At 61.4% G+C, this 21,476-nt stretch carries 21 protein-coding genes and 2 tRNA genes; 14 read left to right on the forward strand and 9 right to left on the reverse strand.

The window, feature by feature from the left end:
- The first annotated feature begins 110 nt into the window (after positions 1-110).
- Complete coding sequence (locus NGJ21_RS03615) at positions 111-1,826, forward strand: proline--tRNA ligase (RefSeq protein WP_237860882.1); 1,716 nt, start codon at positions 111-113, stop codon at positions 1,824-1,826.
- Positions 1,827-1,846: 20 nt separating this feature from the next.
- Positions 1,847-2,800: a YceB family lipoprotein gene (locus NGJ21_RS03620; RefSeq protein WP_115274059.1), complete on the forward strand. Its 954-nt coding sequence runs from the start codon at positions 1,847-1,849 to the stop codon at positions 2,798-2,800.
- Between the two features lie 30 nt (positions 2,801-2,830).
- Here the strand turns inward: NGJ21_RS03620 and dinB are convergent, their stop codons facing one another.
- Positions 2,831-3,889, reverse strand: a complete 1,059-nt coding sequence (dinB, locus tag NGJ21_RS03625) for a DNA polymerase IV (RefSeq protein ID WP_174142345.1) — start codon at positions 3,887-3,889, stop codon at positions 2,831-2,833.
- A gap of 219 nt (positions 3,890-4,108) precedes the next feature.
- Between dinB and NGJ21_RS03630 the strand changes: the two genes are divergently transcribed.
- The 4 genes from NGJ21_RS03630 to NGJ21_RS03645 all read left to right on the forward strand — a co-directional run bounded on the left by NGJ21_RS03630 (position 4,109) and on the right by NGJ21_RS03645 (position 8,578).
- Positions 4,109-4,185: transfer RNA gene (locus NGJ21_RS03630), tRNA-Met, on the forward strand.
- A 135-nt stretch (positions 4,186-4,320) separates the two neighbouring features.
- Positions 4,321-4,397: transfer RNA gene (locus NGJ21_RS03635), tRNA-Met, on the forward strand.
- A 246-nt stretch (positions 4,398-4,643) separates the two neighbouring features.
- Entirely contained in the window at positions 4,644-7,286 is a 2,643-nt protein-coding gene (gene mprF / locus NGJ21_RS03640; protein ID WP_251961856.1) for a bifunctional lysylphosphatidylglycerol flippase/synthetase MprF, read from the forward strand.
- Positions 7,286-8,578, forward strand: a complete 1,293-nt coding sequence (locus NGJ21_RS03645; RefSeq protein WP_251961857.1) for a virulence factor family protein — start codon at positions 7,286-7,288, stop codon at positions 8,576-8,578. The genes mprF and NGJ21_RS03645 overlap by 1 nt, the downstream gene beginning before the upstream one ends.
- Before the next feature lie 38 nt (positions 8,579-8,616).
- Here the strand turns inward: NGJ21_RS03645 and NGJ21_RS03650 are convergent, their stop codons facing one another.
- Positions 8,617-10,515, reverse strand: a complete 1,899-nt coding sequence (locus NGJ21_RS03650) for a potassium transporter Kup (protein ID WP_251961858.1) — start codon at positions 10,513-10,515, stop codon at positions 8,617-8,619.
- 236 nt (positions 10,516-10,751) lie between these two features.
- On the opposite strand from NGJ21_RS03650, the gene rimO reads away from it, so the two are divergent.
- The 5 genes from rimO (at position 10,752) to tsaA (ending at position 14,666) form a co-directional block, all read left to right on the forward strand.
- Entirely contained in the window at positions 10,752-12,083 is a 1,332-nt protein-coding gene (gene rimO / locus NGJ21_RS03655; protein WP_046787966.1) for a 30S ribosomal protein S12 methylthiotransferase RimO, read from the forward strand.
- 84 nt (positions 12,084-12,167) lie between these two features.
- On the forward strand, positions 12,168-12,623 hold the full coding sequence (locus NGJ21_RS03660; RefSeq protein WP_115274054.1) for a GNAT family N-acetyltransferase: 456 nt from the start codon (positions 12,168-12,170) through the stop codon (positions 12,621-12,623).
- 121 nt (positions 12,624-12,744) lie between these two features.
- Entirely contained in the window at positions 12,745-13,455 is a 711-nt protein-coding gene (locus NGJ21_RS03665; protein WP_046787964.1) for an rRNA pseudouridine synthase, read from the forward strand.
- Between the two features lie 47 nt (positions 13,456-13,502).
- A complete protein-coding gene (locus tag NGJ21_RS03670) occupies positions 13,503-13,964 on the forward strand; it encodes a YehS family protein (protein ID WP_115274053.1) in 462 nt (153 codons plus the stop codon).
- A 6-nt stretch (positions 13,965-13,970) separates the two neighbouring features.
- Positions 13,971-14,666, forward strand: a complete 696-nt coding sequence (gene tsaA / locus NGJ21_RS03675; RefSeq protein WP_046787962.1) for a tRNA (N6-threonylcarbamoyladenosine(37)-N6)-methyltransferase TrmO — start codon at positions 13,971-13,973, stop codon at positions 14,664-14,666.
- Positions 14,667-14,912: 246 nt separating this feature from the next.
- Here tsaA and fpr read toward each other — a convergent pair whose 3' ends face one another.
- Complete coding sequence (gene fpr, locus NGJ21_RS03680) at positions 14,913-15,692, reverse strand: ferredoxin-NADP reductase (protein ID WP_012315841.1); 780 nt, start codon at positions 15,690-15,692, stop codon at positions 14,913-14,915.
- 117 nt (positions 15,693-15,809) lie between these two features.
- On the opposite strand from fpr, the gene finR reads away from it, so the two are divergent.
- Complete coding sequence (gene finR / locus NGJ21_RS03685) at positions 15,810-16,736, forward strand: LysR family transcriptional regulator FinR (protein ID WP_046787961.1); 927 nt, start codon at positions 15,810-15,812, stop codon at positions 16,734-16,736.
- Here finR and NGJ21_RS03690 read toward each other — a convergent pair.
- From NGJ21_RS03690 to NGJ21_RS03705, 4 genes are all read right to left on the reverse strand, one after another.
- Entirely contained in the window at positions 16,733-17,095 is a 363-nt protein-coding gene (locus NGJ21_RS03690) for a diacylglycerol kinase (protein ID WP_046787960.1), read from the reverse strand. The genes finR and NGJ21_RS03690 overlap by 4 nt on opposite strands.
- Positions 17,096-17,168: 73 nt before the next feature.
- Complete coding sequence (gene erdR, locus NGJ21_RS03695; RefSeq protein ID WP_012315844.1) at positions 17,169-17,819, reverse strand: response regulator transcription factor ErdR; 651 nt, start codon at positions 17,817-17,819, stop codon at positions 17,169-17,171.
- Between the two features lie 178 nt (positions 17,820-17,997).
- Positions 17,998-18,708 carry a tRNA-uridine aminocarboxypropyltransferase gene (locus NGJ21_RS03700; protein WP_251961859.1) on the reverse strand — a complete coding sequence of 237 codons (711 nt, stop codon included), beginning with the start codon at positions 18,706-18,708 and terminating at the stop codon, positions 17,998-18,000.
- An 81-nt stretch (positions 18,709-18,789) separates the two neighbouring features.
- Positions 18,790-18,933 carry a hypothetical protein gene (locus NGJ21_RS03705; RefSeq protein ID WP_158621143.1) on the reverse strand — a complete coding sequence of 48 codons (144 nt, stop codon included), beginning with the start codon at positions 18,931-18,933 and terminating at the stop codon, positions 18,790-18,792.
- Between NGJ21_RS03705 and NGJ21_RS03710 the strand changes: the two genes are divergently transcribed.
- Complete coding sequence (locus NGJ21_RS03710) at positions 18,932-19,351, forward strand: quorum-sensing-regulated virulence factor family protein (RefSeq protein ID WP_012315846.1); 420 nt, start codon at positions 18,932-18,934, stop codon at positions 19,349-19,351. The genes NGJ21_RS03705 and NGJ21_RS03710 overlap by 2 nt on opposite strands.
- Here NGJ21_RS03710 and NGJ21_RS03715 read toward each other — a convergent pair whose 3' ends face one another.
- Positions 19,352-19,555: a hypothetical protein gene (locus tag NGJ21_RS03715; protein WP_046787958.1), complete on the reverse strand. Its 204-nt coding sequence runs from the start codon at positions 19,553-19,555 to the stop codon at positions 19,352-19,354.
- Positions 19,556-19,857: 302 nt separating this feature from the next.
- Between NGJ21_RS03715 and NGJ21_RS03720 the strand changes: the two genes are divergently transcribed.
- Positions 19,858-20,976, forward strand: a complete 1,119-nt coding sequence (locus NGJ21_RS03720; protein WP_115274051.1) for an LOG family protein — start codon at positions 19,858-19,860, stop codon at positions 20,974-20,976.
- 25 nt (positions 20,977-21,001) lie between these two features.
- On the opposite strand, the gene recX is transcribed toward NGJ21_RS03720, so the two are convergent.
- The gene (gene recX, locus NGJ21_RS03725; RefSeq protein ID WP_046788328.1) at positions 21,002-21,472 is read right to left on the reverse strand and encodes a recombination regulator RecX; all 471 of its coding nucleotides are present in this window, start codon (positions 21,470-21,472) and stop codon (positions 21,002-21,004) included.
- Positions 21,473-21,476: the final 4 nt, after the last annotated feature.

The following is a 21,476-nucleotide window of genomic DNA, read 5'->3' on the forward strand; positions in this document are numbered from 1 at the left end:
CTTTTTCTTGGCTGACATTTGCCACGCCCTGGGGCATCCTGTACGCCTTCGTTTCGCCCCCGTACAATGCGGGGTCATTTCAATGTCTTAGGCAATCGACACGGCTAACCATGCGCACCAGTCAATATTTGCTCGCCACCCAGAAAGAAACCCCTGCCGACGCAGTGGTCATCAGCCATCAGCTCATGCTGCGTGCCGGCATGATCCGCAAGCTGGCTTCCGGCCTGTACACCTGGCTGCCGATGGGCTTGCGGGTAATGCGCAAGGTCGAAGCCGTGGTGCGCGAGGAAATGAACGCCGCCGGCGCCCTGGAAGTGCTGATGCCCAGCATCCAGCCCGCCGAGCTGTGGCAGGAGTCCGGCCGCTGGGAACAGTACGGCCCTGAGCTGCTGCGCCTGAAAGACCGCCACCAGCGCGACTTCTGCGTCGGCCCGACCCACGAAGAGGTCATCACCGACCTGGCCCGCAATGAGCTGTCCAGCTATAAACAGCTGCCGCTCAACATGTACCAGATCCAGACCAAATTCCGTGATGAGATCCGCCCACGTTTCGGCCTGATGCGCGGCCGCGAATTCATCATGAAGGACGCCTATTCCTTCCATGCCGACCAGGCTTCCCTGCAGGAAACCTACGACCGCATGCACCAGGCGTACAGCAACATCTTCACCCGCCTGGGCCTGGACTTCCGCCCAGTGCAGGCCGATACCGGCTCCATCGGCGGCAGCTACTCGCATGAATTCCATGTGCTGGCCGAGTCAGGCGAAGACGACGTGATCTTCAGCGACAGCTCCGATTATGCCGCCAACATCGAGAAGGCCGAGGCCATCCCGCGCGAAACCGCGCGCCCGGCCCCAACCGAAGAACTGCGACTGGTCGATACCCCGGACGCCAAGACCATCGCCCAGTTGGTCGAGAACTACGGGCTGCCGATCGAAAAGACCGTCAAGACCCTGATCGTGCGCGGTGCCGAGGAAGGCAAGCTGGTCGCCCTGATCGTCCGTGGCGACCACGAACTCAACGAGATCAAGGCCGCCAAGCTGGAACAGGTCGCCGACCCGCTGGTCATGGCCACCGATGCCGAGCTGCGCGAAGCCATTGGTGCCGGCGCCGGCTCCCTCGGCCCGCTGAACCTGCCGCTGGAGTGCATCATCGACCGCTCGGTTGCCCTGATGAGCGACTTCGGCATCGGTGCGAACATCGATGACAAGCACTACTTCGGCGTCAACTGGGAACGCGACCTGCCGGTCCCACAGGTTGCCGACCTGCGTAACGTCGTCGAGGGCGACCCGAGCCCGGATGGCCAAGGTACCCTGGTGATCAAGCGCGGCATCGAAGTCGGCCACATCTTCCAGCTCGGCACCAAGTACAGCGAGGCACTCAAGTGCCAGGTACTGGGCGAGAACGGCAAGCCAGTGGTGCTGTCCATGGGTTGCTACGGCATTGGCGTATCCCGCGTGGTCGCCGCCGCCATCGAGCAGAGTTATGACGACAAAGGCATCATCTGGAATGACGCCCTGGCCCCGTTCCAGATCGCCCTGGTACCGCTGCGCTACGAAACCGACGTGGTTCGCGAGGCCACCGACAAGCTCTACGCCGAACTGACGGCCGCAGGCTTCGAAGTGCTGCTGGACGACCGTGACAAGAAGACCAGCCCAGGCATCAAGTTCGCCGATATGGAGCTGATCGGTATTCCGCACCGCATCGTCGTCAGCGACCGCGGCCTGGCCGACGGCAACCTGGAATACAAGCACCGCACCGAACAGGATGCTCAAGCGCTGCCACTCAATGAAGTGCTGACCTTCCTGCAGGCCCGCGTTCGCCGCTGATAATCAATGCACGAGTGATCATGTCCAAGCGAAGTACCTTTACCCTGGGGGGCGCCGCACTGTGCGGCGCCCTGCTCCTCAGCGGCTGCGCCAACCAGATGTCCCAGCGCAGCGAGCACGAAGAGCGCGTCGAGCGCAAGCTGCTCGAACACACACTGCAGATTGATGTCGGCGAGCCCAAGGTGATGGAGCTTCCGCAGCGACGTGTACGCGTCAATGAACAGAGGCGCTTCGAGGTCACCGAGTTCGAAGTTACCCGCCGCTATGACCGGTATACGCCCTACCAACCCTGGCGGGAGGTCTACGAAATCCCGCTGGGCGCGGTGGCGGTGGTGGCCGGCGTAGGCGCCAACGTGGTCAACGTGTTTGCATTGGGCAACCTGCCGCAGAGCATCACGCACGACTGGCTCAGTTATGGCGTGGCCGGGCTCAACCCGTTCATGAACGTGCAGTCCAACGGTCGCGCCCAGCAGAACCTGGCTGGGATCAGTGAGCTGCAAAAGGACAAGCGCGAGGAGTTCACCAGCCTGCCCTGGAGCGAACGCCTGGTCGAGGTAAAGGCCGGCAAGATGACCCACGCGCTGACCACCGACAGAAACGGCGTGCTACGCCTGAACCTGCTGGACAGCCCATTCTCGGAGCAGCACCTGAACCACGTCGGCACCCTGCACCTGCAAGTGGTCGATGAAGACAACGCAGTGCGGGGCGACGCCAGCCTGCTGGTCAGCGCCACCCTGCGCAACAAGCTGCGTGAAGCCCATGAGTTGATTTTCGATGACCTGGAAGACGACGATGTCGGCCAGTGGGTTCACCGGGTCAAGCGCCTATCGGAGCTAGGCCTGGAAGAGGAAGCCAGCGAGATGGAGCAGAGCCTGATCGAGCTGACCCGCAACGATCCGGAGCTGCAGCAGGAGTTTCTGCAGGCACTGACCAAGGCTACCGGCCGGTTGGTGGCTGACCCAGGCGCACATTAATGAAAGAGGGGCTGCAATGCAGCCCCTCTTTCATTTGTCCGCGAACAACTCTAATTGCTCGTGAGCCCCACGCAAGTCGCGCAACCTCACCCCTACCCCTAGCAATCTCACCGGCTTGCCACCCCGGGCGAATGCTTGCCGTAGCAACTGCCGGTAGCTGTCCAGATCCCTACCCGCCCCTGCCTGCTCCAGGGTGGTCTGGCTGAAGTCATGGAATTTGACCTTGACGAAAGGTTTGTCCGGCCGATAGCTACTGTCCATACGAGCGATCCGCTCATTCAGGCTGTTCAGCAGTTCAGGCAAGCGCTCCAGACAACTGGCCAGATCCGGCAGATCCGTATCGTACGTATTCTCCACGCTTACAGACTGCCTACGGCTATCGTTGTGCACGGCGCGATCATCGATACCCCGCGCCAACCCCCAGAGGCGTTCACCGAAACTGCCGAATTCACGCACCAGCGCCAGCCGCGACCAGTCACGCATGTCCAGGCAGGTGTCGATACCCAGCCGGGCAAGCTTGTCTGCGGTAACCTTTCCGACACCATGCAGCCTGGCGACAGGCAATGCGGCGACAAAGGCCTCCACCTGATCAGGCGTAATCACGAAAAGACCGTTGGGCTTGCGCCAGTCACTGGCGATCTTGGCCAGGAACTTGTTGGGCGCCACCCCAGCCGAGACAGTAATGTGCAGGGTGCGCGCAACACGCCTGCGAATATCTTCGGCGATGCGCGTGGCGCTGCCGGCAAACCATTGGCTGTCGCTCACATCCAGATAGGCCTCATCCAGTGACAATGGCTCGATCAGTTCGGTGTAGTCGCGGAAGATGCCGTGGATCTCGCGCGATGCTTCGCGGTAGGCCTCGAAACGCGGTTTGACGATCAGCAAGTCAGGGCAAAGCTTCAGTGCATGGCGGGAGGACATGGCCGAGCGCACCCCATAGGCACGCGCTTCATAATTGCAGGTGGCAATCACCCCTCGATGATCCGGCGAACCACCCACAGCCATGGGGCGGCCGACCAGGCGCGGGTCATCACGCATCTCGATCGCGGCGTAGAAACAATCGCAGTCGATGTGAATGATCTTGCGCAAAGACATGGATGACCGTCAGCACTGTAAATTCATACAGATAGTACCGCATGCTCTGTCAGCGAGACAGCCAGCGCAGGAGCGCGCGCGACAATTGGCCTGAAAGCCCCGGTGCTCCTGAGCTGCCTGCCTTATTGAAAGGCTAAGGGTTTGAACGAAAACGGTTTTTTTAACTAAATGCTTGACAGGGGCGGTTAAATCCGTAGAATTCGATCTCACAGGCGCGGGATGGAGCAGCCTGGTAGCTCGTCGGGCTCATAACCCGAAGGTCGTCGGTTCAAATCCGGCTCCCGCAACCAGATTCGAGAAAAGGCCACTGTTAACGCAGTGGCCTTTTTCTTTTGCCCTCGAAAAGCGGGCAACGCGTTAATTACTGGTCAATCAAAAGTAATGCTTGACCACCCCCTTCAAAGCTGTAGAATGCGCACCTCTGACGCGGGATGGAGCAGTCTGGTAGCTCGTCGGGCTCATAACCCGAAGGTCGTCGGTTCAAATCCGGCTCCCGCAACCATATTCGTCAGAACAAACCCCGCCTGTGTAACAGCAGCGCGGGGTTTGTTGTTTTTCCCCGCCTGAAAACCTGGATTCATTCAGCCAAGCCCCGGCCTTATAAGGCCGCTTTCTGGATGAACTATCTTTAACCCTGCCAAAGGACTGAAAGTCACGTTGCCCGGAGTAATATCTGGATACGTTTCCATAGGGACTTTCACTTGGCCGCCCCCTCCCCCTACCTCGCGCTGCTTGCCCGGGGTAACTCATGACCGACCGTAACCCGGAACACCAGGCACCCTTAGCCTCAACCCTGCCCACAGCTGCCCAGCGCTTGCCGTGGCTGGAGCGGGTGAGCCGCTATCGCCAGCCCATCACCCTGGCAGTTACCTTGGCGCTGTTCGCAATGGCACTGATAGCCTGCCGCCACTTGCTCAGTGAACTGGATATCCATGCTCTGCACGATGCGATGCTCAGCGTGCCCACCCGCTCGTTGGCCGGCGCGCTACTCGCTGCGGTTATCGGGTTCTTGATCCTGCTGGGATATGAATGGTCGGCCTGCCGTTATGCCGCCGTGAAGTTGCCTGGGCGTACGCTTCTGTTAGGCGGTTTCAGCGCATTTGCCATTGGTAACGCCATTGGCTTGTCGATGCTCTCGGGCGGTTCGGTACGCTATCGCCTGTATGCTCGAGAAGGCCTGGGCGCTGCCGAAGTCGCGCGCATGACAGTGTTTGCCAGCCTTTCTTTGGGCTGCGCCCTGCCCCCTCTGGCGGCACTGGCCACGTTGAGCAACTTGCCAGCTGCGGCTACCGCCCTGCACCTGCCCACCCCTGTACTGGCCACAGTCGCTATCGGCGTGCTTGCACTGACCGCCCTCCTGGTGACTGGCCTGTATCGCCGACGCCTGGCAGAGCAGCCGCTACCAGACAGCCTGCTGGTGCAACTGGGGCGCCGGACGCTGCGCCTGCCCGGTGCACGGCTGGCTGCACTGCAGCTGGCAATCACCGCGCTGGATATAGCCGCCGCCGCGACCGTCCTTTACCTGCTGCTCCCGCAAGCCCCTCCGTTTGGCACATTCGTCCTGGTCTACCTGCTGGCACTTGCAGCCGGTGTACTTAGCCATGTGCCTGGCGGCGTCGGGGTGTTCGAGGCGATTCTGCTCGCAGCCTTCGCCAATCAGCTCGGCGCCGCGCCACTGGCCGCCGCACTGCTGCTGTACCGCTTGATCTATGTGGTACTGCCATTGCTGCTGGCCTGTGGGCTGCTGCTGGCCAATGAAGCCAGGCGCCTGCTGTTTGCGCAGCAGGCGCTCAAGGCCGCCTCCGGGCTGGCTGCACCGGTGCTGGCGATACTCGTGTTTCTCTCCGGTGTGGTGCTGTTGTTCTCCGGCGCAACACCGGAAATCGACACCCGCCTGGAACACATGGGCTTTCTGGTACCGCACCGCCTCATCGATGCCTCGCATTTCGGTGCCAGCCTGATTGGCGTGCTGTGCCTGTTGCTGGCCCAGGGCTTGCGCCGACGCCTGTCTGCCGCCTGGCTACTGACTACCGTACTGCTCCTGGTTGGCGCGCTGCTGTCGCTGCTCAAAGGCTTCGACTGGGAAGAGGCCTGCCTGCTGACCTTCACCGCTGCCCTGCTCGCGTTGTTCCGCCGTTCGTTCTACCGCCCAAGCAGGCTGCTGGAGCTGCCGTTTTCCCCGGTGTACCTGGCAGCGAGTGCCTGCGTGGTCGGTGCTTCAGTGTGGTTACTGCTGTTTGCCTACCAGGACGTGCCCTACAGCCATCAGCTGTGGTGGCAATTCACCCTTGACGCCGATGCCCCACGCGGCCTGCGCGCCGCCATGGGCAGCGCAGTACTGTTGCTGGTCGTGGCCCTGACCTGGCTGCTGCGCACTGCCCGGCCAGTCATCCACCTGCCAGACGACGAGGAGATACAGCGCGCCAACCGTATCCTGCAGGTTTCCGACCAACCTGACGGCGGCCTGGCGCTGACCGGTGACAAAGCCCTGCTGTTCCACCCCAATGGCAACGCTTTCTTGATGTACGCGCGCCGGGGCCGCAGCCTGGTGGCCCTGTACGACCCGATCGGCCCGGCCCAGGAACGTGCCGAGATGATCTGGCAATTCCGCGATCTATGCGACCTGCACCACGCCCGCCCGGTGTTCTACCAGGTGCGTGCCGAGAATCTGCCGTTCTACATGGACATCGGCCTGACCGCGCTCAAGCTCGGCGAAGAAGCCCGAGTCGACTTGCGCCGCTTCGACATCGAAGCCAAAGGCAAGGAAATGAAAGACCTGCGCTACACCTGGAACCGCGGCGGCCGCGATGGCCTGAGCCTGGAGATCCATGAACCGGGCCAGGCCCCCATGGTTGAACTCAAAGAGATCTCGGATGCCTGGCTCGGCGGCAAGAACGTGCGCGAAAAAGGCTTCTCGCTCGGGCGCTTCAGCCCTGAGTACCTGCAGCATTTTCGCATCGCCCTGATTCGCTACCAGGGCCGGCCAGTGGCGTTTGCCAACCTGCTTGAAACTCACAGCAACGAACTGGCCAGCCTCGATCTGATGCGTGCCCACCCCCAGGCGCCGAAGCTGACCATGGAATTCATGATGATCGGCCTGATCCTGCACTACAAAAGCCATGGTTACGGCCGTTTCAGCCTGGGCATGGTACCGCTTTCCGGCTTGCAGCCACGGCGCGGCGCCCCGTTGGCCCAGCGCCTGGGCTCGATGGTGTTCCGTCGCGGCGAACAGCTTTACAACTTCCAGGGGCTACGCCGCTTCAAGGACAAGTTCCAACCGGACTGGGAACCCCGCTACATGGCCGTGCCGGCCGGGCTCGACCCGCTGGTGGCACTGGCCGACACTGCCGCCCTGATTGCGGGCGGCCTGACTGGATTGGTGAAACGTTGATGATCCGACGCTACTGGCTGTACCTACTGATACCCCTGCTCTTGGCCGCATTGGCTGGGGCCACTGCCTTCTGGTTGGGGGCCCGACCGGCCCCAGAAGCACGCCTTGAGCAACTGACCGTCAATGACACCCGCATCACCCGCGTCATCCCGGGCGTGCATGCCAAAGCCTGGGTGGCCATCGGCGTGCCCCAGGACCAGGCGCTGACCGATAAACAGTTGCTTGACTTGAGCCAGGCCGGTGAGGCTCAGCTGGTGCAAGTCATCCTGCCGCCAGGGGCCTGCAGTAACCAGCAGCAATCGATGGATAAGGCCATGACCCTACTGGCCGAAAAACCGACCCTGGTAGCCGGTATCGGCCCTGGTGCAAGCCAGGCCTGGCGTTGGCTGGCCACACAGAATGACGACAAGGCCCGCGCCATCTCCGTGAATTTCAACATGGAGCAGCCTAGCTGCGCTGCAGCCTTGCCCAAGTCCGCCCCTCATGGTCACTGGAGCGTCGCCTGGAACGACAACCCGGATGACGCCAGCGCCGCTTTCGTGCGCGACCAGCGCAATGCCGACACCAGCATCAGCGACTACGACATCCACCTGCCACAACTACTCAAGGCGCAACTGACCCAGGCCTTGGTCGGCCACGATGGCAACGCGCTGGCAATCCCGGTCGTGGAAGTGCCTGCCGGGCAAACCACCGACACCGTTACCCTGTTCCTCTCAGGCGATGGTGGCTGGCGCGACCTGGACCGCGATGTGGCCGGTGAAATGGCCAAGCTTGGTTACCCGGTGGTCGGCATAGACACCCTGCGTTACTACTGGCAGCACAAGACACCCGAGCAAAGCGCTGCCGACCTGTCGGAACTGATGCAGCACTATCGTCAGAAATGGGGTACCAAGCGTTTTGTGCTGACCGGCTATTCGTTCGGTGCCGACGTGCTGCCGGCGATCTACAACCGCCTGCCTGCCGAGGACCAGCAACGTATCGATGCGGTGATGCTGCTGGCCTTCGCCCGCAGTGGCAGCTTTGAGATCGAGGTCGAGGGCTGGTTGGGCAAGGATGGCCAGGAGGCACCTACCGGACCGGAGATGGCCAAACTGCCGGCGCCCAAAGTGGTATGCATATACGGTGTGGAAGAGGCCGATGAAAGCGGTTGCACCGACAAGACTGCAGTGGGCGAGCGCATTAAGCTGCCCGGTGGGCATCACTTCGACGAGAACTATCCGGCACTGGCCAAGCGCTTGATCGATGAAATTGAAATACGCCAGGGCAAGTCCAGAGTGGCAGAACAGAACTGAGGCGTAGCGAGGGGCCGCGTTGCGGCCCCTCGCCTTGATCAGATCTCGACCTGTGTACCCAACTCGATCACCCGGTTGAGCGGCAGGTTGAAGAAACGCAGGTTACCGTTGGCGTTCTTGAGCAGAAACGCAAACAGGTTGCCCCGCCAGCGCGACATCCCCTCAAGACGCGACGCGATCACCGTTTCGCGGCTTAGGAAATAAGTCGTACGCATGGGGCTGAAGTCCAGGCCGTCCAGGTGGCATAGCTTCAGTGCCGCCGGCACATCCGGCTCATCCATGAAACCGAAGTGCAACAGCACCCGGTAGAAGCCATCACCATAGGCCTCCACTTCAAAGCGCTCCTGCTCGGGCACCCGTGGCCGGTCTTCACTCACAACCGTCAGCAGTACCACCTGGCTGTGCAGCACCTGGTTATGCAACATGTTGTGCAACAGCGCATGCGGGACGGCATCGGGCCGCGCAGTGAGGAACACGGCAGTACCTTCGACGCGGTGCGGTGGCTGTACGCGAATGCTGCTGATGAATACCGGCAACGGCAGCCCACCCTCATCAATTCGCTCGACCAGAATCTGCTTGCCGCGCTTCCAGGTGCTCATCAGCAGGAACAGCACACCCCCGGCCAGTAACGGGAAGGCGCCGCCCTGGACAATCTTCGGCACGTTGGCGGCGAAGAACAGCCCGTCGACCAGCAGGAAACCAATCAGAATCGGTACCGCCAGCACCGGCGGCCACTTCCACAACAACAGCATCACCGCCGACACCAGGATGGTGGTCATCAGCATCGTGCCGGTCACCGCCACGCCGTAAGCGGCCGCCAGCGCACCGGATGATTCGAAGCCGATCACCAGCAGCACAACGCCTGCCATCAGCGTCCAGTTCACCACTGCGATGTAGATCTGCCCCTGCTCGTCGCTGGAGGTGTGCTGGATATGCATACGCGGGATATAACCCAGCTGGATAGCCTGGCGGGTCAGGGAGAAAGCACCCGAGATCACCGCCTGCGAAGCAATTACCGTGGCCATGGTCGCCAGCCCCACCAGCGGCAGCAACGCCCACGCCGGCGCCAGCAGGTAGAACGGGTTGCGCGCAGCGTCAGGGTTTTGCAGCAGCATCGCGCCCTGGCCGAAATAGTTGAGCACCAATGCTGGCAGCACCAGGGCGAACCAGGCACGGGCAATCGGCTTGCGACCGAAATGGCCCATGTCGGCGTACAGCGCCTCGGCACCGGTCAGGGCCAGCACCACAGCACCGAGAATGGCCACACCCATGCCCGGGTGCACGATGAAGAAGTTCACCGCCCAGCCCGGGTTGAACGCCTTGAGCACCTCGGGGCTCTGCGAGATGCCATGCACCCCCAGCGCCGCCAGCACCACGAACCAGGTGACCATGATCGGGCCGAACAGCTTGCCGATCTTCTCGGTACCATGCTTTTGCACCAGGAACAGCGCCACCAGCACCACCAGCGAAATCGGCACCACCCAATGGTCGATACCGTCGAATGCCAGGCCCATGCCCTCTACTGCCGACAGCACCGACACCGCCGGGGTGATCATGCTGTCGCCGTAGAACAGCGAGGCGCCGATCAGGCCACAGATGACCATCAGCGTGCGCAGGCGCGGGTAGGCCGCCGTAGCCCGCCGCGCCAGCGCGGTCAGGGCCATGGTACCGCCCTCACCCTGGTTGTCGGCGCGCAGGATGAACATCACGTACTTGAACGACACCACCCACAGCAGCGACCAGAGGATCAGCGACAGGATCCCCAGCACACCATCATGATTGACCGGCACCCCGTAACCGCCGGTGAAGACTTCCTTGAGGGTATACAACGGGCTGGTACCGATATCGCCGTAGACCACCCCAACAGCTGCCACCAACAGGCTCAGCGACCGCGTCGCCCCCTGCCCGCCCTCGGCGTGACTGCTTGCCTGAACCATCGACCACTCCCGCAAACGGCCATCTAGACCGGTAGAATTCTGCCTCGCGCCAGGGGATCGCACATGCCCCGACACAACGGCGCGAAGCATAGCGCAGCGTTCGTCGCATTTGTGCTGGTCAAGCGACCTTGCGCTCGCTAGAATTGCGCACTTTTTGATCAGAGGCGCCCAGAAGCGCCCGTCAGGATCGCCGCCGTTTCCGGCCGGGCGACCTGTATTCAATACCGAGGTTAGTCATGTCCACCACTCCCGCCACCCCCAAGGTAGGGTTCGTCAGCCTGGGTTGCCCAAAAGCCCTGGTAGATTCCGAGCGCATTCTGACCCAGTTGCGTATGGAAGGTTATGAAGTCGTGCCCACCTACGAGGATGCCGACGTAGTGGTGGTCAACACCTGCGGCTTCATCGACAGCGCCAAGGCCGAGTCGCTGGAAGTGATCGGCGAAGCGATCAAGGAAAACGGCAAGGTCATCGTCACCGGCTGCATGGGTGTCGAGGAAGGCAGCATCCGTGACGTGCACCCCAGCGTGCTGTCGGTCACTGGCCCGCAGCAGTACGAGCAGGTAGTCAATGCCGTGCACGAAGTGGTACCGCCACGCCAGGACCACAACCCGCTGATCGACCTGGTACCGCCGCAGGGCGTCAAGCTGACCCCGCGCCACTACGCTTACCTGAAGATCTCCGAAGGCTGCAACCATAGCTGCAGCTTCTGCATCATCCCGTCGATGCGCGGCAAGCTGGTCAGCCGCCCGGTCGGCGAAGTGCTGAGCGAAGCCGAACGCCTGGTCAAGGCCGGCGTCAAGGAGATCCTGGTGATTTCCCAGGACACCAGCGCCTACGGCGTGGACGTCAAGTACAAGACCGATTTCTGGAACGGCCGCCCGGTCAAGACCCGCATGCTCGAGCTGTGCGAAGCGCTGAGCAGCCTGGGCGCCTGGGTGCGGCTGCACTACGTCTACCCGTACCCGAACGTCGACGACGTGATCCCGCTGATGGCCGCCGGCAAGATCCTGCCGTACCTGGACATCCCGTTCCAGCACGCCAGCCCGAAAGTGCTCAAGTCGATGAAGCGCCCCGCCTTCGAAGACCGCACCCTGGCGCGCATCAAGAACTGGCGCGAACAGTGCCCGGAACTGGTGATCCGCTCGACCTTCATCGTCGGTTTCCCGGGTGAGACCGAAGAAGACTTCCAGTACCTGCTGGACTGGCTGACCGAAGCCCAGCTCGACCGCGTCGGCTGCTTCCAGTACTCGCCGGTCGAAGGTGCGCCTGCCAACGACCTGGGCCTGGAAGAAGTGCCGGATGACGTCAAGCAGGAGCGCTGGGATCGCTTCATGGCCCACCAGCAGGCCATCAGCAGCGCACGCCTGCAATTGCGCATCGGCAAGGAAATCGAAGTGCTGATCGACGAAGTCGAAGAGCAAGGCTCGGTCGGCCGCAGCTTCTTCGATGCACCTGAGATCGATGGCAGCGTGTTCATCGATGGCGACCATGGCTTCAAGCCGGGCGACAAGGTCCGTTGCCGGGTGGTCGATGCCGACGAGTACGACATGTGGGCCGAGCCTGTTTGAGGCTGCGCACGTAGAAGGAGCCCCGCCCACTGGCGGGGCTTTTTGCATCTATGGTTTCCTCAATGACCACCGAGGAACACCGGCATGCATTCGGCATTGACGTTGCAAACACCCCACCTGTGTGATTACCCGGAACTGGTTCAGGTCTGGGAGAACTCGGTGCGCGCAACCCACGACTTTCTGCCTGACGCTTATATCCTGCTACTGCGCGACCATGTGCTACGCAAGTACCTGGACGCCGTCATGCTGGTCTGCTGCAAGGACCGTCAGCGCATCTGCGGCTTTGCCGGTGTCGCCAATGGGCGTGTGGACATGCTGTTCGTCGCACCCCAATACCGTGGCCGAGGCGTGGGCAGGCGCTTGCTGCGCTATGCCATCAGCGAACTGAACGCGCAATGCCTGGATGTCAACGAACAGAACCCCCAAGCCTTGGGCTTCTACCTGCACGAGGGCTTCGAAGTGATCGGGCGCTCCGAAACAGATGGCCTGGGGCAGCCCTATCCATTGCTTCATATGAAGCTGATTCGTACAGCGTCCTAGGACTTTGTCGCAGGATGCCGTGCAATACTTCCGAAATGGTGCATTCGGCACAGATTCCCGTCATCAACCGCAAATGGGCAGGTACAATGTAAGACTTTCCCTGCCTTGCGAATTGCCTGCCATGTCCGAACCCGTCCGCCTGTCCAAACGCCTCATCGAGCAGCTCGGCTGCTCACGCCGAGAGGCAGAGCTGTATATCGAAGGAGGCTGGGTCACGGTCGATGGCGTTGTAGTCGAGCAGCCTCAGTTCAAGGTCGAACACCAGGCTGTCGAGCTGTTGCCGGGCGCCAATGCCGAGGCGCTTGACCCGGTTACCCTGCTGCTCAACCAGCCTGCGGGTGTCGATATCGATACGGCCCGCGCCAGCATGAACATGGCCAGCCTCAGCGAAGCACATCGCGAAGGCGTGCGGCCGCTGCACGGGCACTTCACCCGGCTGACCTGTTCGGCGCCCCTGGAGCGCGGTGCCAGTGGCCTGCAGGTGTTCACCCAGGATTGGAAGGTTACCCGCAAGATCGAGGCCGACCTGCGTCGCCTGGAACAGGAATACATCATTGAAGTGCGCGGCGAGACCACGCCACAGGCGCTGGAGCGCCTGGCGCGCGGCGCGACGCGCAATGATCGGGAACTGCCCAAGGCCAAGGCCAGCTGGCAAAACGAGACCCACCTGCGCCTGGCCCTGAAGAACCCACAACCCGGGCAGATCTCCGAGATCTGCGCCTACCTGCGCCTGGAAATACTCAGCATGCGCCGTATTCGCCTGGGCGGTGTATCCATGGGCAAGCTGCCTGTGGGCAACTGGCGTTACCTGGCCGGCACTGAACGTTTCTAAGCGATGCGCCACGCCCAGGCGTGGCATCTGAACAGGATTTTGCAGCAATGAACCACAACGATGTACTGCGCAGCCTGCGCTACATGCTCAAGGTGAACGACGCCAAGATGGCCGAGATCATCGCGCTCTCGGGCCTGGAGGTTAATCCGGTGGTGCTCGCCACCTACCTGAAGAAAGAGGACGAGCCCGGTTTTGTGCGCTGCCCCGAGCGGGTCATGGCGCACTTTCTCGACGGCCTGGTCTTCCACCGCCGCGGCAAGGACGATAGCCGTCCGCCACAGCCTGTAGAGCTGCCGGTGACCAACAACACCATCCTCAAGAAGCTGCGCGTAGCCTTTGAGCTCAAGGAAGACGACCTGCATGTGATCCTCAAGTCGGTCAATTTCCCGGTTTCCAAGCCCGAACTCAGCGCGCTGTTCCGCAAGGTGGGCCATGAGAACTATCGGCCTTGCGGCGACCAGTTGCTGCGCAACTTCCTCAAGGGCCTGACCCTGCGCGTGCGCGGCTGACTCGCCATGCAACATACGGTTTCGCCTGTCGGCATCGTGCGCTCCTGTTTCAAGGAGAAGTTCGCAATCCCGCGGCAGCCACAGCTGGCGCCGGCTGCACGCGGGGTACTTGAGTTGCTGCCGCCGTTCGACCAAGGCGAGGCCGTGGCGGGCCTGGAGCAGGTCAGCCATGTGTGGCTGTTGTTCCTGTTCCATCAGGCCCTGGAAGACAAGCCACGCCTTAAAGTGCGCCCACCACGCTTGGGCGGCAACAAAAGCATGGGCGTGTTCGCTACGCGAGCGACCCATCGGCCCAATGGCATCGGCCAGTCGGTGGTACGCCTGGAGGCTGTGGAGCCGGGTCGGCTGCTGCTGTCCGGCATCGATCTGCTCGATGGCACGCCGGTGCTGGATATCAAGCCGTATGTTCCCTATGCCGACAGCATCGCCGGGGCGAGCAACCTGATGGCCAGCGATGCGCCTGCCGCGATTGCCGTGCACTGGGGCGATAGCGCCCTGCCCCAGGCCCGCGAACACGCCCTGCGCCTGGGCGAACCACTGGTGGAGCTTATCGAACAGTGCCTGGCACAGGACCCACGACCGGCCTATCAGGTGCCGCCGCCAGAGCGGGTGTATGGGGTGAAGTTCTGGGATGTGCAGGTCAGGTGGCACTACCCGCAGCCGGATGTAATTCGCGTGCTTGAGGTCGTGCCGGAAAACTGAAAGCACTGGCAACCTCAGTCGCACAGGCATAAAAAACGCAGGCCTTACCTTAATGCCAGTCAGTTAGCGTTGTCAGGGCTGCTACGCAGCCCATCGCCGGCAAGCCGGCTCCTACCGGGACCGCACAGTTCTTGAGGTCTGCGCTGTACCTGTGGGAGCCGGCTTGCCGGCGATGGGCCGCAAAGCGGCCCCAAAACGCTTAACTGACTGGCATCAGGCCAAGCCTGCGCCTTCATTGCCGGTCGATTACTTCTCGACGAAAGCACGCTCGATCAGGTAGTCACCCGGCTCACGCATGCGCGGGGAGATCTTCAGGCCGAAGCTGTCGAGAACTTCGCTGGTCTCGTCGAGCATGCTCGGGCTACCACAGATCATGGCGCGGTCGTCCTGCGGGTTGATCGGTGGCAGGCCGATATCGCTGAACAGCTTGCCGCTGCGCATCAGGTCAGTCAGGCGGCCCTGGTTTTCGAACGGCTCGCGGGTAACGGTCGGGTAGTAGATCAGCTTGTCACGCACCGCCTCACCAAAGAACTCGTTCTGTGGCAGGTGTTCGGTGATGAACTCGCGATAGGCCACTTCGTTCACGTAGCGCACACCGTGCACCAGGATCACTTTCTCGAAGCGCTCGTAGGTTTCCGGGTCCTGAATGACGCTCATGAACGGCGCCAGGCCAGTGCCGGTGCTCAGCAGGTACAGGTGCTTGCCCGGGTTCAGGTCGTCGAGGACCAGCGTACCGGTAGGCTTCTTGCTGATGATGATCTCGTCGCCTTCCTTCAGGTGCTGCAGCTGGGAGGTCAGCGGGCCGTCAGGCACCTTGATGCTGAAGAATTCCAGGTGCTCTTCCCAGTTGGGCGAAGCGATGGAGTAGGCGCGCATGAGCGGACGGCCGCTGTCCTGCTGCAGGCCGATCATCACGAACTGACCGTTCTCGAAGCGCAGGCCCGGGTCGCGGGTGCACTTGAAGCTGAACAGGGTGTCGTTCCAGTGATGCACACTGAGGACACGTTCGTGGTTCATGTTGCTCATCGATGGGGCTCCTGAAGAAAACGCAGCGCGCACAGCGCACAGTTGCGCGATAGTTTAGGGGCAGCGACAATATCTGTTAACTGAATTATCAAGATATGTGTTATCGGTTATATAGATATGCGATTCACACTTCGTCAGCTACAGGTATTCGTCGCCGTGGCCCAGCATCAGAGCGTCTCTCGAGCCGCCAGTGTGCTGGCCCTGTCGCAGTCGGCTGCCAGCACGTCCATCACTGAACTGGAGCGGCAATCGAGCTGCCAGTTGTTCGACCGTGCAGGTAAACGCCTGGCCCTCAACGCCTTGGGGCATCAGCTGCTGCCGCAAGCGGTTGCGCTGCTCGACCAGGCCAAGGAGATCGAAGACCTGCTCAACGGCAAGTCCGGTTTTGGCTCACTGGCAGTCGGCGCCACACTGACCATTGGCAACTACCTGGCCACCTTGCTGATCGGTAGCTTCATGCAGGTACACCCGGAAAGCCAGGTCAAGCTGCACGTGCAGAACACAGCCCATATCGTGCACCAGGTTGCACAATACGAAATTGATCTGGGTCTGATCGAAGGCGACTGCAACCATCCGGACCTGGAGGTACAGCCTTGGGTTGAGGACGAACTGGTAGTGTTCTGCGCGCCGCAACACCCGCTGGCCAAGGTGGGCCGCGCAGATATCGAAAGCCTGTCCCAGGAAGCCTGGATTCTTCGCGAACAAGGCTCCGGCACCCGCCTGACATTCGATCAGGCCATGCGGCATCATCGCGCCAATCTGAACATACGCCTGGAACTGGAGCATACCGAAGCGATCAAGCGTGCCGTGGAATCAGGCCTGGGTATTGGCTGCATATCGCGCCTGGCCCTGCGCGATGCCTTCCGGCGTGGCAGCCTGGTGCCGGTCGAAACCCCGGAGCTGGACCTGATGCGCCAGTTCTACTTCATCTGGCACAAACAAAAATACCAGACCTCGGCCATGCGCGAGTTTCTCGAGTTGTGCCGCAACTTCACCGCAGGGTTTACGCGCAGTGACGAGATCGTCTTGCCACCGATCGCTTAGAGCAGGATAACGCCCCAGACCAACGCCACCATGGTCAGTGCTACGAATTGCGCAGCACTGCCCATGTCTTTGGCGTTTTTCGAAAGCGGATGGCGCTCCAGCGAAATGCGGTCGATGGCCGCCTCCACCGCCGAGTTGAACAGTTCGACGATCAGCCCGAGCAGGCACACGGCGATCATGATGGCCCGCTCGGCGCGGCTTACCGGCAGCCAAAAGGCAATCGGGATGAGCAGCACATTGAGCAGTACCAGTTGACGGAAAGCAGCCTCGCCTTTGAAGGCGGCGCGCAGGCCGTCCAGCGAATAGCCGGCGGCGTTGAAGATACGTTTGAGGCCGGTCTGGCCTTTGAATGGCGACATGTGCGTCACTTCACCGATGAAAGGCCAGCAGACTAGTTCAAAATGAGTCAAAAAAGCGTGAAGCGGCAAGCATTTAGCTGCTCGCAACGGATTCAAGTTGTTGCAGCAACAAGGCCGCCTGGGTCCGAGTGCGCACACCCAGCTTGCGGAAAATGGCCGTCACATGGGCCTTGATGGTCGCTTCCGACACATTCAGCTCATAGGCGATCTGTTTGTTCAGCAAGCCTTCACAGACCATGGTCAACACGCGAAACTGCTGTGGCGTGAGGCTGGCCAGGCCTTCGCTGGCGGCTTTGGCCTCGGCCGAGACATCGACCCTTTCAAATGCCTGAGGCGGCCACCAGACGTCGCCATCGAGCACCTTCCTCACTGCATCCTGAATCACTTCCAGCCCACTGGACTTTGGAATGAAACCACTGGCCCCAAACTCGCGGGACTTGACTACAACGGCAGCCTCTTCCTGGGCCGAGACCATCACCACCGGGATCTGAGGGTACTGGCCACGCAGCAGGACCAGCCCGGAGAAACCATAGGCGCCCGGCATGTTCAGGTCCAGCAGGACCAGGTCCCAGTCGGCTTTTTCGCTCAGCCGGCTTTCCAGCTCGGCGATGCTCGCCACCTCGACCAGGCGCACATCCGCGCCCAGGCCGAGGGTGACGGCCTGGCGCAGAGCGCTACGAAACAGCGGGTGGTCATCGGCAATCAGGATTTCGTACATGGCCATCGATCTAAGGATCCTGTTCTGTGCCAGGCGCAGCGGCGGAGGAATAGCGCCCGGCGGGGAATCGGCGCCAAGGTGCCGAGCACGGCCGGGCAGGTCAAACCACTCGCCCTGCCGCCTCGCTTCATCCTGGCCGCCAGCCCCGTCATTATGAACCAAAGTGGGGCTTGTGCCCCTTGGACTATAGGAAGGTATGCAAACGCTGGTGGGTAGCGTCCTGCTCGTCCAGAGGCAGGCGACGCTTGCCACTGAGGTAGTGCAGGCTGAACACATCCAGATACGCATCCAGGGCTTGGGAGGCTTGGTCGTCACCCGCAAGGTCCAGGCACATGGCAGCAACTTCCGCAGTGCAGAAATGATCATCGCGCTTGGAGCGGCGCAGGCGATAGCGCGACATCTGCTCAGCTTGCAGGCTCAGCACCGGGAAACGGTCAAGATAAGGGCTCTTGCGGAACATCTTGCGGGCTTCGGTCCAGGTGGCATCCAGCAGGATGAACAGCGGGCGTTTGCCCGGCTCACGCACGACCTCGCTGACCACCCGCTGCTGGGCGACGAATTCGCCAGGGAAGACGATGTAGGGCTGCCACTGTGGGTCTGCCAGCAAGGTCAACAAGCGTTCGTCCACCGACGTTCGCAACCAGCCGAAGGCAGAGGTATCTTCGATGAGGTCGGCGATCAGCCAGCCGGTGTTGGTCGGCTTCAATGGCTCGGTATCATGCATCAACAGGCATACCCCAGAGTCGGCGTGCACCTTTGGCTTCCAGGCACACAGGCAATGGGTGGCGATAACCCGACAGTCAGGGCAGCGTTCGGCACGTGAACCACGAGCAATGAACGGCTTGATGCTGCGGGCCAGCCGTTCGGCGCGCAGGCGCGCTACCGCATGGCTCATGCTGGCAAGCCTCGGGACAGGTTGTGACTGGACACTGCGATAACTCGATGAAAACAAAGCGCCAGTCTACCAGAGCGGGCGTCATTTGCCGTGCAGCTGGACCGGCTGGTCCTTTATAATCAGCGTTTTGGTGGCCGCGAGCCTGCCCGCGATTCTGCGGGTTTCATGGAACACCAGCCGTCTGCGCATGTCGAAGCGCCAGTCACCGAACCAGGAGAGATTCATGCTGCGTCTTATCGTCCCGACCCTGAGCCTGTTGCTCACCCTGCCACTGGCAGCCCAGGCGGCCTCCAAGCAGGAGTTCGAGCTGAACAAGATGCTGGAAAAGGTCGCCAAGGAAAGCAGCGTCGGCACCCCGCGAGCCATCAACGAAGATATCCTCGACCAGGGTTATACCGTTGAAGGCAAGGCACTGGTGAACCACCTGAGCGTGCGCGCCGAGCACGCCGCACGCATGCAGCAAAACGCAGAGCAGGTGCGCAGCCAGCTAGGTGACAGCGTCTGCCGGAACAGCGGTTACCGCAACCTGATGTCAAAAGGCGCCGTGATGGTCTATCGCTTCACCGTCTACAAGACCAATCAACCGGTCATGGACCAGGCCTTTGACGCTGCCAGCTGCACTGCCGGAAACAAGAAGAAGTAATCAACTGACCCGCTCATCCTCCGCGCGCCGCGGCTCTTCCTCGGCGCGCATCTCTGCCAGAAGCGCCTGCAGGTAAGGTGACTGGCATTCTAACGCAGCCAACCGCCGCAGGCACTCCGCCTCCAGGCTCACATGATGAACCTGTGCCGCATGTTCCAGCTGCTGATAGAGCTGCCGGTCTACCTCGATGACCAAGCGATGCATACCGCCACCTCCTGCATCGACACGTTTCGCTTCTCCAGTTAACCAAACCCTTGCCATCAATGGCCGCGTACCGACGAGTGGCCTTGGTGATAGTGCCTGCATGAAGTGGCGCGAGGGTCTAGATTGATAGCGAAGCGCACAAAAACGACAAGATGAATTACGCACCTGCATCAGGGCCTTGAAGGCCTACTGCAATGCTCGGGACGCACACTCGAGCCAGAGCAGCCAGCGACGCACGTAGCGTCGCGGCCGAGCCCAGCCATCAGCTCGGTCAGAGGTTTTGCTGCAGAAGGAGACGTTGAATGCCTTACCAACCCAATGAGTATCTGTTCAATCACTTCAGGGACAGTGGTATCGACCTGAGTAAACTCGATGAACAACTGCAACTGGTCGCACCGGACAGCCCCAACCTGCCACTGTACCGCGACATGATGCTGACCATCTTGCGCATGGCCCACGACGACACCGATCGCTGGAGTGCCAAGATCACCTTGCAGGCCCTTCGCGAGCTGGACCACTCCTTCCGCAGCCTGCAACGCTACAAGGGCCGGCGCAAGGTCACTGTTTTCGGCTCGGCCCGCACACCGCTGGAACACCCGATGTATGCCTTGGCCCGCGAACTGGGTGCCACACTGGCCCGCTCCGACCTCATGGTCATTACCGGCGCAGGCGGCGGCATCATGGCCGCAGCGCACGAAGGCGCGGGTAGCGATCATAGCCTGGGCTTCAACATCACCCTTCCTTTCGAACAGCACGCCAACCCGACAGTGGATGGCACTGACAAGCTGCTGCCCTTCCACTTTTTCTTCATTCGCAAGCTGTTCTTCGTCAAGGAAGCCGACGCCCTGGTCCTTTGCCCGGGAGGTTTCGGCACGCTCGATGAGGCACTGGAAGTACTGACGCTGATTCAGACTGGCAAGAGCCCACTGGTGCCGGTGGTCCTGCTGGACTCACCAGGTGGCAGCTTTTGGCGTGACTGCCTGGACTTCATCAGCAGGCAACTGGAAGAAAACCGCTACATCCTGCCCAGTGACCTCAAGCTGGTGCGCCTGGTACACAGTGCCGACGAGGCAGTGGAGGAAATCAACCAGTTCTACAGCAACTACCACTCCAGCCGCTGGCTGAAGAACCAGTTTGTGATCCGCATGCACCATCGGCTCAGCGACGCGGCACTGCATGAGATTCAGGAAGCCTTTGCCGATTTACGACTGAGCGGGAAGTACCATCAACATGCCGACAGTGGCGTAGAGCATGAAGTAGGCAACTACAACCATCTGACCCGTCTGACCTTTGCCTTCAATGGGCGTAATCAAGGGCGTCTGCGTGAGCTGGTGGATTTCATCAACCTGTCGGAGAACTGGGCAAAGCCACAGCCGATGCATACCACGCAGCGGGCGCGGGAGGCGTTGAAGGTCAGCTGAGTGCGCCTGCGATGTGGCTGTTAGATCAGTAGTCGTCCAAGTCTCGGCCGCTGAGCAGGCGGCCGATCATGTCCAAGGGAAACCCACGGTAAGCGAGAAACCGGGTTTGCTGGGCACGGCTGCGGGGGTCATGCGGACGTAGCCCGGCATATTTGCGCTGCCAGGCATCCTGTAGCCGCTCTGCCCAGTTCACACCACAGTCACGCAGTGCCTGGTCAATATCGCCACGGTTCAGGCCACGCTGGCCCAGCTCCTCGCGAATACGCGCTGGGCCATAGCCGGCATTGGAACGGTACCTGATGAAGCTTTCAAGGTAGCGGGCCTCACTGAGCAGCCCTTCTTCGGCGAGCCGATCAAGCGCGGGCTCGATCAGCTCATCCGTAGCGCCGCGCTGACGCAGTTTGCGCGTCAGCTCGACGCGACCATGCTCGCGGCGCGCAAGCAGGTCCATGGCTGTCCGCCGAACGGCGACGGGGGTGTCGAGTACGACGGACATGATC

It is taken from the genome of Pseudomonas sp. Marseille-Q5299 (genome assembly GCF_943737035.1).
Taxonomy (GTDB): Bacteria; Pseudomonadota; Gammaproteobacteria; order Pseudomonadales; family Pseudomonadaceae; genus Aquipseudomonas; species Aquipseudomonas putida_E.

Excerpts from the sequence above, each read along its gene's own strand:
- NGJ21_RS03710 (WP_012315846.1), top strand. The coding sequence starts at position 18,932 with ATGCTGCGTCTTATCGTCCCGACCCTGAGCCTGTTGCTCACCCTGCCA.
- NGJ21_RS03690 (WP_046787960.1), bottom strand. The coding sequence starts at position 17,095 with ATGTCGCCATTCAAAGGCCAGACCGGCCTCAAACGTATCTTCAACGCC.
- NGJ21_RS03660 (WP_115274054.1), top strand. The coding sequence starts at position 12,168 with ATGCATTCGGCATTGACGTTGCAAACACCCCACCTGTGTGATTACCCG.
- mprF (WP_251961856.1), top strand. The coding sequence starts at position 4,644 with ATGACCGACCGTAACCCGGAACACCAGGCACCCTTAGCCTCAACCCTG.
- finR (WP_046787961.1), top strand. The coding sequence starts at position 15,810 with ATGCGATTCACACTTCGTCAGCTACAGGTATTCGTCGCCGTGGCCCAG.
- NGJ21_RS03650 (WP_251961858.1), bottom strand. The coding sequence starts at position 10,515 with ATGGTTCAGGCAAGCAGTCACGCCGAGGGCGGGCAGGGGGCGACGCGG.
- rimO (WP_046787966.1), top strand. The coding sequence starts at position 10,752 with ATGTCCACCACTCCCGCCACCCCCAAGGTAGGGTTCGTCAGCCTGGGT.
- NGJ21_RS03645 (WP_251961857.1), top strand. The coding sequence starts at position 7,286 with ATGATCCGACGCTACTGGCTGTACCTACTGATACCCCTGCTCTTGGCC.
- NGJ21_RS03615 (WP_237860882.1), top strand. The coding sequence starts at position 111 with ATGCGCACCAGTCAATATTTGCTCGCCACCCAGAAAGAAACCCCTGCC.
- NGJ21_RS03715 (WP_046787958.1), bottom strand. The coding sequence starts at position 19,555 with ATGCATCGCTTGGTCATCGAGGTAGACCGGCAGCTCTATCAGCAGCTG.
- NGJ21_RS03705 (WP_158621143.1), bottom strand. The coding sequence starts at position 18,933 with ATGAATCTCTCCTGGTTCGGTGACTGGCGCTTCGACATGCGCAGACGG.
- NGJ21_RS03670 (WP_115274053.1), top strand. The coding sequence starts at position 13,503 with ATGAACCACAACGATGTACTGCGCAGCCTGCGCTACATGCTCAAGGTG.
- erdR (WP_012315844.1), bottom strand. The coding sequence starts at position 17,819 with ATGGCCATGTACGAAATCCTGATTGCCGATGACCACCCGCTGTTTCGT.
- fpr (WP_012315841.1), bottom strand. The coding sequence starts at position 15,692 with ATGAGCAACATGAACCACGAACGTGTCCTCAGTGTGCATCACTGGAAC.
- NGJ21_RS03720 (WP_115274051.1), top strand. The coding sequence starts at position 19,858 with ATGCCTTACCAACCCAATGAGTATCTGTTCAATCACTTCAGGGACAGT.
- NGJ21_RS03665 (WP_046787964.1), top strand. The coding sequence starts at position 12,745 with ATGTCCGAACCCGTCCGCCTGTCCAAACGCCTCATCGAGCAGCTCGGC.
- tsaA (WP_046787962.1), top strand. The coding sequence starts at position 13,971 with ATGCAACATACGGTTTCGCCTGTCGGCATCGTGCGCTCCTGTTTCAAG.
- NGJ21_RS03620 (WP_115274059.1), top strand. The coding sequence starts at position 1,847 with ATGTCCAAGCGAAGTACCTTTACCCTGGGGGGCGCCGCACTGTGCGGC.
- recX (WP_046788328.1), bottom strand. The coding sequence starts at position 21,472 with ATGTCCGTCGTACTCGACACCCCCGTCGCCGTTCGGCGGACAGCCATG.
- NGJ21_RS03700 (WP_251961859.1), bottom strand. The coding sequence starts at position 18,708 with ATGAGCCATGCGGTAGCGCGCCTGCGCGCCGAACGGCTGGCCCGCAGC.